17 protein-coding genes are annotated in these 17954 nt (G+C 35.3%); 8 read left to right on the forward strand and 9 right to left on the reverse strand.

The features are described from left to right. Positions 1-267: 267 nt before the first annotated feature. Both K9N40_09720 and K9N40_09725 read right to left on the reverse strand, forming a co-directional pair. On the reverse strand, positions 268-513 hold the full coding sequence (locus K9N40_09720; GenBank protein MCF7814744.1) for a hypothetical protein: 246 nt from the start codon (positions 511-513) through the stop codon (positions 268-270). A 268-nt stretch (positions 514-781) separates the two neighbouring features. After that, entirely contained in the window at positions 782-2974 is a 2193-nt protein-coding gene (locus K9N40_09725; GenBank protein MCF7814745.1) for a gliding motility-associated C-terminal domain-containing protein, read from the reverse strand. A gap of 313 nt (positions 2975-3287) precedes the next feature. Here K9N40_09725 and K9N40_09730 point away from each other — a divergent pair, with 313 nt between their 5' ends. From K9N40_09730 to K9N40_09750, 5 genes are all read left to right on the forward strand, one after another. Continuing rightward, complete coding sequence (locus tag K9N40_09730; protein ID MCF7814746.1) at positions 3288-4277, forward strand: hypothetical protein; 990 nt, start codon at positions 3288-3290, stop codon at positions 4275-4277. A 213-nt stretch (positions 4278-4490) separates the two neighbouring features. Continuing rightward, the gene (locus K9N40_09735; GenBank protein ID MCF7814747.1) at positions 4491-4931 is read left to right on the forward strand and encodes an arsenate reductase ArsC; all 441 of its coding nucleotides are present in this window, start codon (positions 4491-4493) and stop codon (positions 4929-4931) included. A gap of 164 nt (positions 4932-5095) precedes the next feature. Then, positions 5096-6226, forward strand: coding sequence for a Na/Pi symporter (locus K9N40_09740; GenBank protein MCF7814748.1), 1131 nt, complete (start codon positions 5096-5098; stop codon positions 6224-6226). 26 nt (positions 6227-6252) lie between these two features. After that, positions 6253-6927, forward strand: a complete 675-nt coding sequence (locus K9N40_09745; protein MCF7814749.1) for a hypothetical protein — start codon at positions 6253-6255, stop codon at positions 6925-6927. Between the two features lie 130 nt (positions 6928-7057). After that, positions 7058-8719, forward strand: a complete 1662-nt coding sequence (locus tag K9N40_09750; protein MCF7814750.1) for a Na/Pi cotransporter family protein — start codon at positions 7058-7060, stop codon at positions 8717-8719. Positions 8720-8938: 219 nt separating this feature from the next. Here the strand turns inward: K9N40_09750 and K9N40_09755 are convergent, their stop codons facing one another. From K9N40_09755 to K9N40_09780, 6 genes are all read right to left on the reverse strand, one after another. Then, positions 8939-10045: a hypothetical protein gene (locus K9N40_09755; GenBank protein MCF7814751.1), complete on the reverse strand. Its 1107-nt coding sequence runs from the start codon at positions 10043-10045 to the stop codon at positions 8939-8941. A gap of 459 nt (positions 10046-10504) precedes the next feature. Beyond that, a complete protein-coding gene (lepB, locus tag K9N40_09760; GenBank protein MCF7814752.1) occupies positions 10505-11302 on the reverse strand; it encodes a signal peptidase I in 798 nt (265 codons plus the stop codon). Continuing rightward, positions 11283-12104, reverse strand: a complete 822-nt coding sequence (locus K9N40_09765) for a hypothetical protein (GenBank protein MCF7814753.1) — start codon at positions 12102-12104, stop codon at positions 11283-11285. Before K9N40_09765 ends, lepB begins: the two co-directional genes overlap by 20 nt. A gap of 15 nt (positions 12105-12119) precedes the next feature. Next, entirely contained in the window at positions 12120-12452 is a 333-nt protein-coding gene (locus K9N40_09770) for a hypothetical protein (GenBank protein MCF7814754.1), read from the reverse strand. After that, positions 12449-12607, reverse strand: coding sequence for a helix-turn-helix transcriptional regulator (locus K9N40_09775; protein MCF7814755.1), 159 nt, complete (start codon positions 12605-12607; stop codon positions 12449-12451). Before K9N40_09775 ends, K9N40_09770 begins: the two co-directional genes overlap by 4 nt. A gap of 141 nt (positions 12608-12748) precedes the next feature. Beyond that, positions 12749-13075 (reverse strand): hypothetical protein, encoded by a 327-nt coding sequence (locus K9N40_09780; GenBank protein ID MCF7814756.1) that lies wholly within the window; start codon positions 13073-13075, stop codon positions 12749-12751. Between the two features lie 140 nt (positions 13076-13215). Between K9N40_09780 and K9N40_09785 the strand changes: the two genes are divergently transcribed. Further along, positions 13216-13596: a YbaN family protein gene (locus K9N40_09785; protein MCF7814757.1), complete on the forward strand. Its 381-nt coding sequence runs from the start codon at positions 13216-13218 to the stop codon at positions 13594-13596. Between the two features lie 251 nt (positions 13597-13847). On the opposite strand, the gene K9N40_09790 is transcribed toward K9N40_09785, so the two are convergent. After that, entirely contained in the window at positions 13848-15509 is a 1662-nt protein-coding gene (locus tag K9N40_09790; GenBank protein ID MCF7814758.1) for a methylmalonyl-CoA mutase family protein, read from the reverse strand. Between the two features lie 374 nt (positions 15510-15883). Here K9N40_09790 and K9N40_09795 point away from each other — a divergent pair, with 374 nt between their 5' ends. Continuing rightward, on the forward strand, positions 15884-16630 hold the full coding sequence (locus K9N40_09795; GenBank protein MCF7814759.1) for a transporter substrate-binding domain-containing protein: 747 nt from the start codon (positions 15884-15886) through the stop codon (positions 16628-16630). Between the two features lie 33 nt (positions 16631-16663). Next, a complete protein-coding gene (locus K9N40_09800) occupies positions 16664-17743 on the forward strand; it encodes a hypothetical protein (protein ID MCF7814760.1) in 1080 nt (359 codons plus the stop codon). The last annotated feature ends 211 nt before the right edge of the window (positions 17744-17954 follow it).

Genomic DNA, 17954 nt, shown 5'->3' on the forward strand with positions numbered 1-17954 from the left:
TGCCTTTACTAACAATAGTCTCAAGTTCTTCATGTTCTGCCTTGCTTAGCGTCACTCTGTACTTTATCATAATCACCTCACTTTTGTGAGACAATTATTCTCATCCCTTGCGACTTGTCAAGCTTGACATGACACTAGCCATTTATTTTCTGTTCCTTTATGAGTTTATTTTTCTTCAATCAGATATTTCTTACTTTTTATAAACGTAGATTTTATCATCTATCTGGATGATGTAATAATGGCTGTCTTCATAGATTTTTTTCATGATTACTCCTTGGGAACTATGTAATAGTAGCCGTCTTTTTCGATGATGATATATCCACTATCTTCATAAATCACATTGTATTCGCTTCCTTCCAGCATTTCTACGTTTGCTTCCGTAATGTCATCATCCAAACCAATCACAAAATCTTTTACTACAATTTGCTCATCAAAATCCAAATCGGCTAAAGTGATGGAATTTAATGTAAAAAAACAACCCAAAATTACTAACAGCAAAATAAAATTTTTCATCTTTCACTCCTTAATTTTTTTTCACTTCTCTATATACATATCCGTGTTCAGGGCAAATTGTGACGCCACCACTCGATTTTTTTTTAAAAAAGTGAAAAAAAAATTACAGGCATCTCCCGAAAAATCTGGTTAGTATGAGTCTAAGTCATTGTAATAAATGAAATTATGGTTTTTGTTTGTTAGTTGCTGAAAAAAAAATATTTTTTAGACGAATGCGTGTAAAGAGATGTTAGATTAGTTTGAAAGTTAAAAAGAAAGAAGGAGTTAGTTATTTAATCAAAAGACACTTCTTCTGTGCCACTGCTTTTCCATTGTTTTTTAGCTGATAGAAATAAACTCCGCTGCTGACTGGTTGGTTGTTTCGGTCGGTGCCGTCCCAAACTATTTGTTGATTTGCTGATTGGGTGATTTGGAGATTTGAAAATGTTTTTACTTTCTGACCTTTTAAATTATAAATCGAGATCTCCGTATTTTCAAATTGTCTGACCCCTGAAATCTGAAATCTGATTTCTGTGCTGGGATTAAATGGATTAGGGTAATTCGAAAGAGTTGGAGATATTGTTAAAAAATCATGGGTTGCTTCAGTAGGAATACACTCATATTCGTACACTGAACAACCTGTATGATCTAAATATAACAAATAAAAAACGTCATTTTTCTGAAAGGGTATAATTTGCTCGCAATAGTTCCAATTAACCATTGATTTTATTTCTGGAATAATTCCAGTGTTAATAGTGCCTAAATCATAAATTACAATACTCGAATTACCCAAGAACATTAACTCGTTATCATGATCAATTGCTATTAAACCGCTATTATCAATCGATGTTTCTAAATCAGGATTCAAAGGATCAGTAATATTGAAAAAATAACAAATATTGCTTTCTGTTTGTTCACTGATAATCATATAGCTTTCAAAAAAATCCAAAGAGTTAGGACCGAAGATACTAATATCAATTTGATCATAAAGCGTAATATTATCATTACTATTTATATTACTAATGATTGATAATTTAAAAGCTGATAAAATATATGCAATATTATTGTAGAAATAAATCTCACCCCAGTCTGCTTGGGGTAAAGAAATTGATGCAACTTCAATTAAATCATTATCAACTAATTCATATTTATATAAAAATTCATTATGTACTTTAAAATAACCGACATTTTGCTTAAAATAGATTGAACCGCCATTGTCAATAGTTGTTAATTCAGCTATTTCGCTGATAGAACCTGATTCGTTCATTTCCATTGATTTGTAATGTATTAACATTTGCTCTATATCATAGCATTTATAATTAAAAATGTTATTCTCTCCATTCAAGTTTTCACCAGGATAAAGATTTTCATAATAGCTCTGCATTTGAATAGGATTTAACAAATTGGAAATATCCCAAGATGTTAGTCCATTTAATGTGGTCGAAATCGCTAGATAATCATCATAATAATATGCTGCTTCAAGACCACCAAAAGAATAATACGAATCTAAATGGATAAATTCATTATTTGAAATCTGGTACATTTCTAAACAACCCATGTCAGTTGTATAATACAAAATATCATTAAATAATTTAACGCACTGTACACCATCAAAGTAACCAAATGAAATTGAATCAGATAAAATAATTGAATATAAATTCGATATGTCATATAATTCAAGAACACCATCGTTGTGTATTACTAAATGATTATCTTCGACAGCAAAATTGATAATAGGATAATCCAAACTATTTATTAGTTGCCAATTATTTGTAATATCATAAAATCTTAAACCCACACCATCGCCATAAACTAAAATTGAATCTTGAAGTATCTGGGAATAATTTGGAAAAAAAGTTTCTCCAATCACTCCAGACGTTATTAGCTGAATATCATTGGGATTAGAGATATCATATAAATAAGCCATATCATTTATTTTAATAATACCAATTCCATCATCAGCTTTCCTCATAACATTTGTATTAAATGGAACAAGAAATTGAGAAATTTGCTGCATTGAATTACAATTATATACGTTTATTTTCCAGCTATTATAATCATAATCCCACTCATGAACAAATAAATTATTATTATCAATAAAATGGACATAACTACCAAAATATGATAAAGTATCAATTAAAGATAAGTTTATAGGATTATTTATATTTATTTGATAAAGTCGATTTATTGGTGGACCCGCAGACACAAAAGCACTTTCGTTGCATAAAGATAATGATCTTGTTTGGCCATCTAAGTCTAAATCACTAATCAATTCAAGAAAATTATTACTAATATCAAACACTTGCAAGCTTCTTGTGTTTACAGAATATAGTTTATTATTATAAATTTCTATGGAATAATTGTCAGCACCATATGTTTGAGTTTTTGCAAAACTACTGATTGGTTCAATAATCACTGTTTTGGGAAATAATTTCGATGTCAATAATGCAGATATAACTATAAGAAATATAGTTTTATTCATTTTGAATCTCCATTCGAAATTTCTCCCTATCCGTTTTTCCCTGTTTCCCGGGTGGAGAAAACAAGTAGTTTCATAAATTATCACCACTTATCATGAAACGCTGAGATAAGTGGCAATTGTCAAGTAAATTTGAAGTTAGTGTTCTTATTCAGATTCTGTTTTCCTAATTATTAAAAAAACATTTTCATACTTTCCTTTTTTCACCTCTCTATATACATATCCGTGTTCAGGGCAAATTGTGACGCCACCACTCGATTTTTTTTTAAAAAAGTGAAAAAAAAATGATAAAAAATTACTCTTGACCAAGATGTGTATGGAAAAATCTATCGATCTTATGGAAAAAGAAATGGAGAAATTTTCGGATAAAGAATTAGAAAATTTTCAGAAAGTGGCGTTTGATTACGCTTTGTATAAAACTGGTAATCTTGATATCGCCAGAGATATTTCTTCCCAGACTATCAGTTTATTTCTGCTTTCATTCAATCAGAATTCTGACCCCAAAAAATGGATTTTAAACACTTCCAAAATATATTGTAAAAAGTATTTTGATACTGTAGGTAGGGAACAAAGGCAAACAGCAAAATATCGTACCGAGTTAATTGATATTATTTCGGAACAGACCAGCTCAGAAACAAACCATCAGTTAAATGAAGCATTCAAAGATTCCTTCAACACTTTGACCAATGAAGAGTTTTACACAATCCTAACATATTTCAATTGCAATCAGAACCTGCAAAATATGCTGGAAATAATTGAAATATCTTACGATGCGCTAAGAAAAAAAATTTCCCGGATCAAAAGAAAGCTAAAAGCCGAGACCTACAGAAGATTGGGATATTTTGGCACAAAAAGAATCGTTACACCTCAGCTTGATAACCTGATCATCAAGTTTTTGAAAAGATTAAAAACAAATTTGGAAAACGATTCCTTACACAAAATGTATTATTATTTTTCGGAAGTTGACTTATCAAATTATCAGGAAAAAATCCATATAAAAAAAATTATAGATTATGACATTGAATTGAATAATTCCATATATAAGGCTTGGGTATTTTATCGAAATCCTGAGAATGAACCCGAATCTTTCACCCTGGAATTTTATGTTGATAACAGAAATCACTTGAAGATCGTCACACCTCCCACCAAGATCGAAAAGCCGGTAGTCATCGACATGTCTTCCCTGGAAGGAAAAAAGATTAAAGCACTTTTGGCAAAATATCCCGAAGATAAAACAGGTCGTCCCAGTATTCCACCTGAAGAACTGGAAAGAATTATTAAGGATTTTGAGAATAAAAGCAAATAGCACAGAATATAGCTCCGCAGGTAAAAAAGATTTACACTCCAACTTTATTTTTTCTTAACATTCCAATTGTAAAATAAATCGTGCATGAGTTCAGTAATAGTGTGAACGGGCAGAATAAGTTCTGTCCCAAATTAAGATTAGAATCATGTCTCTCCCATGCCCTCTCAATTCGAGAGGGTAATTGTTAGGAGATATTGAATCTGGAGGAAGATTTTGAAAAAGATAAAAGTTTTATTCGTTTGCGTTCATAACTCTGCTCGCAGCCAGATGGCAGAAGCTTTGTTAACACATCATGCAGGTGACCTGTTCAAAGTAGAAAGTGCCGGCTTGGAACCTGGCAAAATAAATCTGCTGGCTATAAAAGCAATGCAGGAAATGGGAATTGATATTTCTAATAATGAAACAAACAGCGCTTTTGAATTTTTGAAAGAAGGCAGAGCATACAATTTTGTGATTACAGTTTGTGATGAATCTCAAAGTGAACGCTGCCCTATCTTTCCCGGCAATTCACAACGACTTCATTGGAGTTTTGAAGACCCTTCTTCTTTAACAGGAACTGAAATAGAAAAACTTAATAGAACAATTGAAATTAGGAATCAGATCGAGCAGAAAATTCTGGAATTCATAAAAAAAGTAAAAGAAACAATTTCTTAAGGAATATTAATAATCTTTATACAATCTTAACATTTCTTCCATAAAATTAGTAAAATGAGAATTTTGATGGGGAATGTTTTCATTTTGTAGGCAGTTTAAGTTGTATTTATCTATACTGCAATAAATTAGTCTTTCTATTCCCCAAATTAATTTTAAAGGAGAGAATGATATCTATGACCAAAAACAAGATCACGTCGTGGTTGAAACTTCTTTTAGTTCTGATTTTAGTATATTTTTTCCTGGTCAGTATTGGTTTGATGTCTGCAAGTTTCAAAGGATTCGGAAAACAATTCGCCGAAAGTTTGCTGAATTCCACCAGCAATCCCTTTATCGCTTTGTTTATAGGAATTCTGGCTACAAGCCTGGTTCAGAGCTCATCAACTACAACATCAATCGTTGTAGGAATGGTAGCTTCGGGTGTTCTCACGATCGAGTGCGCCATTCCAATCGTGATGGGAGCAAACATCGGAACAACAGTTACAAACACTTTAGTTTCTCTGGGGCACATTACCAGGAAGGAAGAATTTAAACGAGCAATTGCCGGAGCTACAGTTCATGATTTTTTCAATCTTATCTGTGTAGCTATCATGTTCCCGCTGAATCTGGCAACAGGCTTTCTAGAAAAGATGGCTGTTGGATTATCTTCACTTTTTGTGAATGTGGGTGGAGTAAAATTTACCAGTCCTATAAAAACAGTAACCAAACCTTTGATAAATCTGATCAAACATTTCTTTGTAGATGAACTTGCTTTGCAACCGAAACTTGCATATAGCCTCACATTAGCAATTTCTGTCATCATTCTATTTCTGGCTTTGTATTATATCGTCAGGATCATGAAATCTCTGGTTATTCAAACTACCGAGGTTGCTTTGAACAATGTTCTGAAAAAGAACGCTCAATGGGGAATTCTGGCAGGCTTGTTTTTTACCATTATCGTACAATCCAGCTCAATTACAACTTCATTATTAATTCCATTAATTGGAGCTGGCATCATCACAATTGAAGTTGCTTTCCCGGTTACAATGGGAGCAAATATTGGAACTACTGCAACAGCAATTCTGGCATCTTTTGCTACGGGAAATGTAGCAGCAATAACGATCGCTTTTGTACATTTCATATTCAATTTTATCGGTGTAGTCTTCATTTATCCAATCAAAATATTCCGTAAAATTCCGATAAAACTGGCTTTATCTCTGGGAGAGCTTGCCGATAAAAATAGAATTTATGCTTTACTATATGTTGTAGGATTGTTTTTTATTCTTCCCGTGATCTTGATCACAATTTCAAAATTATAGAAATGTAAATAAACTGGAGGTTTTTTATGTTTAAAAATTTAATGCAATTCGTAAAAGGAAAAGATTTCCTTTCCCAAACTATAAGCGATTTTAAGAAAATGCTGGAAACAGCAGAATCTATGTACACAAAAGTAATAGAGAAGTTATTTCTGATAGAAGATAAAAAAGATTTGAAAGATTCCATTTACGATCTTGATGAGAAAATAAACGTTTTGGAAAAAGATATAAGAACCCGCATCATGGAACACCTGACATTGCAACCGACAATAGATTTATCAACTTCACTGGTTTTGATGAGTGTGGTAAAAGATGCAGAACGATTGGGAGATTATATCAAGAACATTTTGGAAGTAACAGAACTTTTTGCCGAGCCAATGGACAAAAAAGAATACGCAGAATTATTCAATGATATCGATCGGAACATTTCTGAACTTTTCCAAATCACCATACGAGCTTTTGTTTGCTCTGATGAAAATAAAGCCAGCGATGCTTTTGATTATGAAAGAAAGATTGCTAAGAAAACTGACAAATTGATCGAACATCTGGCGAACAGTAAATTATCAACTAATAAAGCTGTCTGCTACACACTGCTTTGTCGTCATTATAAAAGAATTACAGCTCATCTCACCAATATTGCTACTTCAGTGATCCTGCCACTTTCCGAAATAGATTTTTATCAAAAAGAAGTAAAAGACCAGTAATAAGCATTTGCAGCAAGTATTTTCAGGAAGTTCGATTATGGACTTCCTTTTTTTTTGTTTAAAATTCGTTTATTGACAACATATCTCTGGTTTTAAAATTTTCTCAAAATTTATAAATTTGGGGATGTGAATGATAGCAACGATCTTTACTTTATTGGGATCTCTTGGTGTATTTTTGTACGGAATGCGTGTGATGAGCGACGGCATTCAAAAAGTCGCTGGTCAGAAGATGCAGACCATAATGAACTACATGACTGCAAATCGTTTTGTAGCAATTTTAACAGGTTTTCTTATTACCGCACTTATTCAATCTTCTTCGGCAACTACAGTGATGGTCGTAAGTTTTGTGAATGCTGGTTTACTTTCTCTCACTCAGGCTGTGGGAGTGATAATGGGAGCAAATATCGGAACAACAGTAACCACCTGGATTGTTTCTATTATTGGCTTCAAATTCAAGATAACTGCCATTGCACTTCCGATCATCGGAGTTGGCTTGCCGTTTATTTTCTCCAAATTTCGCAAGCGCAGAGATATTGGCGAGATCCTGATCGGTTTTGGTTTATTATTCTTAGGGTTGATGTTTTTGAAAGAATCTGTTCCAGATATCAAAAGCAATCCTGAAGTTCTGGAATTCCTGAAGAATTATACTGATCTTGGTTTTTTATCTTTTGTTATTTTTGTTTTCGTGGGATCGATCCTGACAGTGTTCGTGCAGTCATCCAGTGCGGCGATGGCAATTACGGTAACAATGGCATACATGGGTTGGATAAATTTTGAAACTGCAGCTGCGATCGTGTTAGGAGAAAATATCGGAACTACTGTTACAGCATATCTGGCTTCTCTGGGAACAAGTGTGAATGCTCGCAGAACTGCTCGGGCTCATTTCTTCTTTAATATTTTTGGTGTTTTATGGATGGCGATAGTTTTTAGATATTTTACCCAGCTTGTTCTAAAGTTAGCTCCCTGGGATTCTGGATTGCAGTCTAATCTACCTCTTAATTTATCGCTTTTTCATACTTGTTTCAATTTAATCAATACCTTGATATTCCTGCCTTTTGTAAGGCCATTTTCCAAATTTATTGCTAGTTTAGTTAAACCAAAAGATAGAGATAAATCCACACTTTATAAATTAGAATATATTTCTAGAGGGCTGCAGGATACAGCTCAAATAAATATCCTGGAAGCAAAGAGTGAACTTATCAAGATGGCAGAAGTAACTTATGATATGTTCGATACATTCCTGCATGTTTTCAATAATCCTGATAAAAAATTGGGAGACAAAGTAGAAGAAGTAAAAAAATTGGAAGAACTTACAGATCAGATGCAGGAAGAGATCACCAAATTTCTGGTAGAATGTTCCAAAGAAGAGCTGAGTGAACACAACGTGATGAATGTGAATGCCATGATGCGGATCGTGAATGAATTGGAAAATATAGGTGACAGCTGCTTTAAATTGATGATCTTAACTGAAAGAAAGTACCTGAAAAAGATCCAGCTTCACGAAAAAGCTATGAAAGAATTCAATGATATTTCCGATCTTTTGTTGCAATTCATGGGAATTTACAAAAAACATATGACAGAAAAAATGGAAGGAAGAGTTCTGGATATGGCATTTAAATTGGAAGGTAAAATCAACATATTAAGAGACAGCTTGAAAAAGTCTGCACAGCGACGTTTACAGCACGGAAGCAATGTTAAATCGGAACTGGTTTATCTTGATCTTCTGAAACACTTTGAACATATTGGAGATAATTCTTTAAATATTGCGCAAGCACTCAGACAGTTGTATTGATTTGGTGATTGGGTGATTGGGTGATTGGGTGATTTGGTGATTTGGTGATTTGGTGATTGGGTGATTTGGTGATTTGGTGATTTGGTGATTTGGTGATTGGGTGATTTGGTGATTTGGTGATTTGGTGATTTGGTGATTTGGTGATTGGGTGATTTGGTGATTTGGTGATTGGGTGATTTTAAACCTCCCAGGTTTTGCAAAACCTGGAAGGTTTTTGTTTCATCTCAACAGTAGCATTTTCTTTGTTAAGCTTGCTTCACCTGCTTTTAATCTATAGAAATAAACCCCCGATGAAATCGGTTTTCCAGAATCATCTGTTCCGTTCCAAACGACAGAATTACTAATGATCGTTCCTCGTCCTTCGACAAGCTCAGGATGACACGAGCTCGGAACTAAAGTTTTTACTATTTGACCGCGAATGTTGTAAATCTCCAGAGCTACAAACGAGGACGTTTGTGTTACATTGAATGAGATTGTAGTTGAAGGATTGAAGGGATTTGGGTAATTTTGATATAATTCTGGTTTCTCAATCATAAAAAAAGCACCATCATTGGAAGTAAGATCGAGGAAAGCGATTGAATTGGAGTTGAACTCAGGAATCGCGATCTGATCGAATACATCAAAATAAAATATATCGGCTGGACCGGCATGTCCGGAAGACACTATCTCTCCATTTCCACTAAATTGATCATCATATTTTATTACAGCCCCACTTCCCCATGAAGAAACATAATAATTCCCTTCGCTGTCTTGTGTAATCCCATCCAATTCTGTGTGTCCGGTCTGCTTAAGTAAACTGCTTTGCGCTGTTCCAAGATCGAGACTGTAAACATCTCCTGATGTCCAGGAGCAGACCAGTAAATTATCGTCATCGATCCAGAGTCCATTTGGTGTTGGAACTGCACTTGAGAAAACCACAGCATTTAGTGTGGAAAGGTCAATTTTGAATATATTGCCAGAACCGGGATCGGAAACATAACAATAACCAGAATAGCAAATTATATCATTTATAAAACTAGCACCTGGAATCGGCAAAGTCATCAGAAGAGAGCTGTTATCAAGATCAAAAATTACTACACCATTATCTCCAGCTGTATAAAGCTCATCTTCGTAAACAGTAATTCCACGGATCGAACCGTATCCTTGTGCAAAATAAGCTTGATCTCCATTCATATCGATTTCTACTATTTCTCCTGTAGCTTTGTTCGAAACCAGCCAACTGTTACTGTGATTGTTGAACTCTACACTTTCCGGTTGATTAAGTAAATTTTGTGCAAAAATTAAAATCGGGAAAACTAATAAAAATATACAGATCCATTTTCTCATAAATCCTCCTTTTTAAACTGAATTTGCTTCACTATATTTTTCGAGTCAAGTTAAAAAAAAACCATGCATCACCCCAAAAAATTTGGAAGGTATAAACCTAATTTATTCTAATAAATGATACTGTTGCTATATTACCTGTCCAAAACCTTATCCAGCATAGCCCACGAATTCATTCGTGGGAATCTTGATACGAGAAATATTTCTGACAACGGTTTCAATCGTTTACACAAATAAAAAACCATTGAAATGGTTACTATAAAAGGCTTTGTTTGCTTTTCCCATGAATAACCCAGCGAAATTGAATTGATTTCACAGGTTAAAAATTCATGGGCTTGAAAAAAAATGAAATTATTGTGTTTTTGTTGATTACTGAAACATAAATATTTTTCGGGGTGATGCGTTAAAAAAAAACTGCCGAATAAATTAATATCCGGCAGATCCCAAAAAATAATCTCTACATTATCTAATAAGTTTGAACATTCTATTCCAGCGGAATTCGCTTTTTTCTTTTCCATGTCGGAACATGTAATCTCGAATGTCGTTGTAAGGTTTAGGTCCATGCGAGAAAAAGATGAAAAGTGGAGTTCCATTTATATCATGCTTGTCCAGAAAGCCCCAGAATCTGCTATCAGCACTCACATCACGGTTATCGCCCATCACGAAATATTTTCCTTTCGGAACAGTAACCGGCCCGAAGTTATCTTTGCTGCCCATCGATTTTCCGTTCCATTCCAGTTTACCGGCATAACGAGGAATAATGCGTGAATCTATGTATTGTTCTTTACCGGTTTTATATTCTTCCCCGTTCACATAAACTCGTTTATCTATAACTTCGACCGTATCTCCAGGCACACCTATCACGCGTTTTACCACATTCTTTTTGGCATGAATTTTAAATTTGAAATTCACTTTATCCCAATATATCGGTTTGATGAGAAGTGCATAATCTTCTCGTTCCAAAGGTGGATTGAATTTGTTGTCATAAGTAGGAATTCCAGGTTCTTCAGCTTGTGCTGGATATTGGAAAGTAACGATATCTCCCTGTTGAGGATCGGTGAAAAAATATTTCAAACGATTAGCTACCAGGTAATCTCCGATCAGCATAGTTTTTTCCATGGAGGAAGAAGGTATTTTAAAGTTTTGAAAAATATAATTTTTTATCAGGAAGGCAACCACGAAAGCGAACAAAATCGCTTCAACATATTCCTGGATCGTATTCTTTTTTCGGTGAATTGGTTTATTTTTCTTCTTGAACATGATAGCCCCTCCCTTCAGTTTCGAAAAGTTCGTATTCTTCCATTCGTAAGTAATATCTTTCGATTAGAATATAACTAAATGGAATTGTGACCAGCAATCCCAAACCGACAGCTGCCAATCCTAAAAGATTGATAAAGAATAAATACAAAAGCAGAAAGAACTGCTGCCAGCGTGTTTCTTTTCCTGCTTTGTAGGCAACTATTATCGCTTTTATCGGATTAATATTTCTGCGAATCATCATAATTGGAATCGGCATGGCAATAACGATCGAATAAATGACCAAAATAAACCTCACTTCATGCAATATTGGATCGGTGGCAATATTTATGAATGCACCTGTACACAAAATTTTTAGAAAGATAAACCAGATAATTCCCAGTAGTGTGAATATCCAATATTTTGGATAATATTTTAGATGTTTTAAATACATGCCAATTGTAAAAGGTCCTTTGGTAAAATCCTCTTCAAATGAAAATGGAATAAGAGCTAAAGGTGTGATAAATAGAAGTGCTAAATTGTTGTACAAGAAATTTCTCGTTCCATAAATGACAGAAGCAAATATCCAACTGAAAACTGCAATTATCATAAAAATTGCGAACGGATAATATTGCGATTTTGTTTCTTTGAATTTCTGCCAGGCCTGCTGGCGATTTTGTTTAAAAGATAAACCAGTGGAAAGCGCATCTGTGGCTGTTCCGCATTTGTGACAAAAGATCTGATGTTTTGCCAGTTTTGCATCACAGGGCCACACCTTGTTTTTTCCAAAAGTTTTCTTCTCGACGATTTTTCCTCTACATTTCATAAATTTTCCTCGAATCTATTCATTTTTTAATAATCGTAACCCATTCAACCCCAATAATATAAACAACATGCTAACAAGTAATCCCAACCAATTCTTCTCGAAAAAATGTCCTAATTCTACAAAACTGTTCAGAATATATACATTCACGAAAATTATCAGCAGCAGAAGCAAAACCTGACTGTAATTTTTATAACTCAGCTGTTTTTCCCGCTCGTCTGCTTTGTGTTTAAAGAACAGTGGTGTAAGAAAGCCAAGATTCAAACTATACATTCCTTTAATCCCGAAAAGAACAACAAAAATCAGTCCGATTAACCCAACGATTGACAGAAAAGTATATGTTTTATTCATTTTTCCTCCAGAAAAAAAATTTCTTCTACATTTTTGTGGAAGACATCTGCTATCAGCAGGGCAAGTTTGACGGAAGGATTGAATTTTCCTTTTTCTATGGCAAGAATGGTCTGACGGGTTACTTCTACTTTTTCTGCCAATTCCTGCTGGGTCATTTCCCCACTCAGAAACCGCAGTTCCCGCAGTTTATTTGCCAATTCTTTCAAGATCTACCTCCTGCTTCATCTTGAAGCACTTCAGGCGGCGCAACGTAAATTTTTGTTTACATGGAGTCAACCGCTTTTTATCAAAAACAACTACGCTTTCAAGAAATGAATTGTTCCCAGAATTCCACGAATGATCAAGGCAAAAGAAATGAAACCATAAAACCAGTTATAACCCGGAATATAGAAGTAAATCACTGCCATCACTGCTCCCAGAAAAAAGCCCTCTAAAGCAGATACTTTGTAGATCAATATCATTTCTCTTTCATCTGGAACATTTCTTGTTAAGATCAAGCCAATAAAGAATAAAGCCAAACCCCACAAGCCAACATCTCCAAACGCTTTTGTAAGAAAAAAGACCAATACTCCTGCCATAAATTCAATTATGAAAAACAGCAGATTATTTCCTCTAATTTTCATTTAACACCTCCAATTTTATTTTAAAACCCGAGAGCAATGTCTGGTATTATGTACATGATGTCAAGTATTATTTACATTGAAAATAGAAAAAATGCAAACGTCTTGACCAAAAGTGAGAGAAAAAATGATGTATCCAGGAAATGAAAAAAAAGATAAGCGTAAAAAATTATTTATTGAGCATTGCCGGACTTGCTGCTCTGGTTTTAGGAACGATCGGGATTTTTCTGCCGGTGCTGCCAACCACGCCATTTTTATTGATCGCTTCATATTGCTTTGTAAGAAGTTCCAAAAAGCTGCACGACTGGTTGATGTATAAATCCATTTTCAGCAAATATCTGCAGAATTACATCAAATATCATGCCGTAACTCTGTGGACGAAGATCATCTCGATCTCTGCTCTCTGGATCACGATCACAATCTCATTTATTTTGATCGATAATCTCTATGCCCGGATCGCGCTGGCGGTTGTCTTGCTCGGCGTGACGATCCATCTAATGATGCTTAAGGTGATGAGGAAATAATCTCTCAAAGCCGGAGCTTTGAGTTACAAAATTTGTTTCATATTTCTCGTTCCTAAACTCCACACATTTCTTCTCGCTCCTAAACTCCGGTTTGGGAACGAATGAATTTAGCAACAAAACTCCTGTTTCTTCTTTCTCGATCTGGCAGATCGAGTTACAGTGAATTTAACCATTGCGAAGGTCAAGAAAAGCAGGAAGTTCAAAAAACGTTTGCAAGGTAAAAAATAATCTCTCAAAGCCGGAGCTTTGAGTTACAGGATCACGCTTTCCTGGTATTCGCCGAAAACTTCCCGCAGCACTCCACAGATCTCGCCCAGAGTTGCATATTCTCTTACAGCGTCCACAATAAGCGGCATTAATTTTTCATTACCTTCTGCAGCTTTACGGATTTCTGCCAAACAGATTTGAACAGCGTCGTTACTTCGTTTTTCTTTAAGTTCAATTAATCTTTTTTTCTGATTTTCACCAATGATTGGATCAACCCTTAGAAGCTCTGGTTTATTTGTCTCTTCCACTTTAAATTCATTCACACCAACCACGATCCTGTCTTTAGTTTCAATAGAGCGCTGATAGTTGAAAGCACTATTTTGAATTTGCTGTTGCGGATAGCCTTTTTCTATTGCCCGTACCATTCCACCTATTTTCTCGATCTTTTCGATCATTTCTCCAGCTTCATCCATCAAGTTCTTTGTAAGAGTTTCTACAAAATATGAACCAGCTAAAGGGTCGATCGTATTTGTAACACCACTTTCGTGGGCAATTATCTGTTGAGTCTGCAGAGCAATCTGAACAGAATCTTCGGTGGGCAGAGCTAAAGCTTCGTCGCGACTGTTTGTGTGCAGGGATTGCGTTCCTCCCAGAACGGCTGCCAATGTCTGGATCGTTACGCGGGCAACATTATTATCAGGTTGCTGTGCAGTAAGTGTGCTGCCGGCAGTTTGAGTGTGAAAGCGCAGCATCATGGATTTTGGATTTTCTGCACCAAATTGTTCTTTCATGATCTTTGCCCACAGAAATCTTGCAGCCCGGAATTTGGCAACTTCTTCCAGCAGATCGTTGTGTGCATTGAAGAAAAATGATAATCTGGGAGAAAAATCATCTACCTGCAGTCCGCTTTCGATAGCAGCTTTCACATAAGCTACTCCATCCGCCAGGGTAAAGGCGATCTCCTGTGCTGCTGTGGAACCCGCTTCCCGAATATGATAACCGCTGATAGATATCGTGTTCCACTTGGGAACTTCCTTGCTGCAATATTCAAAAATATCCGTAATAAGACGCATGGATGGTTTAGGAGGAAAAATGTAAGTTCCCCGGGCAATGTATTCTTTCAGCACATCATTCTGAATTGTTCCCCGCAATTTATCGGCACTCACGCCTTGTTTTTCTGCCACAGCCACGTACATTGCCAGCAGCACAGCAGCGGGAGCGTTGATCGTCATGGAAGTGGAAACTTTATCCAGCGGAATGCCATCGAACAATATTTCCATATCTATCAGAGAATCGATCGCTACTCCAACTTTTCCCACTTCACCTTCACTGATCATGTCATCGCTGTCATAACCCATCTGAGTGGGCAGATCAAAAGCGATGCTGAGGCCGGTTTGGCCTTTTTGCAGCAGAAACTTATATCTTTCGTTCGATTCCTGTGCTGTTCCAAAACCAGCATATTGGCGCATTGTCCACAGTCGGCCACGATACATAGTCGGCTGAACTCCACGTGTGTAAGGATAAACTCCCGAAAATCCAATAGTTTCATCAAAATTTATTTCAGCTGTATCTTCTGGTGTATAAAGTCTTTTAATTTCCTTATCGGAAGCTGTTACAAATCTATCTTTTCTCTCTGGGAATCTGCTTATGGTTTTTTCCACAGATTTTTCATATTGTTGTTTCTGCTCTTCAAATTTCTTAGACATCATAAACTCCCGATTAATCTTTTCTGATTCAATTCTTTAGGATTATATTTGCTGTCAAATTGTTTGGTGCAAAAAAAGTATCTGAAAAAAAGAGAGACTTCTGTAAAGGCAATATACTGTTAACTAACCTGAGCGATTTAAAATAAGTTGTCACCTTTAATTGATTTTAGATAAAATTATTTTCTGAATGATTTTCCCCAAAAAAAATCATTGTACAAAATCTACTGCTTATTTTTATCAGATCGAAGAAAATAAATGTAAGTTAATTATGATAGAAGACTTTTTTCATCATAATTCATTGATGAAATTAATAATTAATATTGTATGAGTTACAAATTATTTTCCAAAAATAATTGGAAAAGAAAGGAGAAAAGATGAAAATAGGAATCAAAGTTGTTTTATTCCTTTTTATGCTAATCACTGTATCGTGTGCCAAACAAAACCTGCTATTTTTAACGGAAGAATTTCCACCTTTTAATTTCACCAAGGATGGAGACGTAACAGGTTTGTCAACTGAGATCGTTCAGGCTGTTTTAGCAGAAACGGACATCGCTTATGAAATTCAGGTAAAACCCTGGAAAGAATCTTATGATCTTGCATTAAGCACAAAGAATAGTGTGCTATTTTCGACCAGTAGGCTGGAAAACAGAGAAGAATTGTTTAAATGGGTAGGACCAATTGCCCCAGCTAATTATTCGGTATTTGCTTTAAAAAACCGAGAATTTAATTTTCAATCACTGAAAGATCTGAAAAATTATAAGATCGGCATTACTCAGGGTGATGCAAGAGAAAGTTATTTTCAATCACATGATTTTGTTTTAGGAGAAGAACTGGTTGTAGGTGAAAGTAATACAGCGAATCTTAAAAAACTTATGAATAAGGAATTGGACCTCTGGCCCATGGCGGATGCAGTAGCTTACTATACTGTTAAAGAACTCGGTTATTCTCACGAAGACGTTATTAAAAACGTATTCAAGCTGGAAGACCTTACAAAAGATGGTTATTATATGGCTGTAAATCTTAATACTTCTGATGCTGTTGTTAAGAAATTGCAAACTGCTTTGGATAAGATTAAAAGTAATGGAACCTACGATTCAATCCTAAAAAAATGGGGTTTATAATTGTAAGTTATAAACCAGGTTAAGGCAGGAAAAATGAAAATAATTTTATTTATTGTAACTTTATTGGCTATCACTGTTTTATCTGCTGCAGATTTCTACGGCAGTGCAAGAATGGCTTATTGGTATAATTTACAGAACAAGGATTTTACCGGTAGCGAAGACAGATTATTATTGGATAATCATCTGATGGGAACCAGCAGATTTGGCGCAAAATTCAAGGGTGATGATTACACAGGAAGAGTCGAGTTTTCCCTTTCTCGAAGCGGAGTGAAATTGCGGCAAATCTGGGGAGAATATGATCTTAATTACTTGAAGATCCTGGTTGGACAAACATACACTGGTTTTTTCGATCTTCCCGCTCAGGCTGCTCCATTAATCGATGGATCCGAAAATCTGATGCAGGGTTACGGATTAATGTATGACTCACGCCAGTCAATGATCAAATTTACTTTCCAAAACGAACTGTACTTGATTTTCATGGAACCGCGCTTAGTTGATCCGAAAGACTTAGCAACCGCTTTAGCAATCGATAAAACTGAGATTGTAAGTGCCTTGATTCCGAAGGTAAATATTGGTTATAGATTCAACTTCAACAACCTTATGCTTCATCCTACTTTTGGCATTAACATGTCTAAATATAACAAGGATTTTACTGGTGGATTGGATGATCAGGTTCTGGCTTATGCTATAGCATTATCTCTCAAATATAATGCAGATAAACTTTCCCTTCTTACTCAGGTAAGTTATGGTCAGAATGTGAAAGATTATGGTATGGCTTCACCTGCTGTCATCAGCAGTGCAACATCGATAGACAATGAAGTTGAAAATGCAACTGTTATGGGTGGCTTTTTGGAACTGACTTATCAACTTCTTGCTAAGAAATATTTAACTGGCGGAGTAGGATATTTCAGTGGTGATCGTGCCGATCTGGATAATCCTGACACAGCTATGACAGGTTATCTGCAGGCAAAGATATATCTGCACAAATTTATGTTTATCACACCAGAAGTCGGCATTATCGATGAAATGGAAGATGGTATGGGAAACAGTCAAGGATCACAAACCTATTTTGGAATTAATTTCCAGGCAGATTTTGAAATGAATTTTAAATAATAGAAAGTTTTAAAAAAAGATTATAGAAAAAAAACCGCCAGATTTTAAAAAATATTTGGCGGTTTTTTATAATTATTTAAAGTTTAGTCCAATTGACCATAGGAAAGTTGACAGATCAGGCTGGACATTCCTGATCGTCTTAAAGAAAAAAATAAGGAGAGTCCTATGGCTAAGAAAAAACAAGATGACTATTTGGGAATCGGTCGTCTCA

This window comes from Candidatus Cloacimonadota bacterium (assembly GCA_021734245.1).
Classification (GTDB): domain Bacteria; phylum Cloacimonadota; class Cloacimonadia; order Cloacimonadales; family TCS61; genus B137-G9.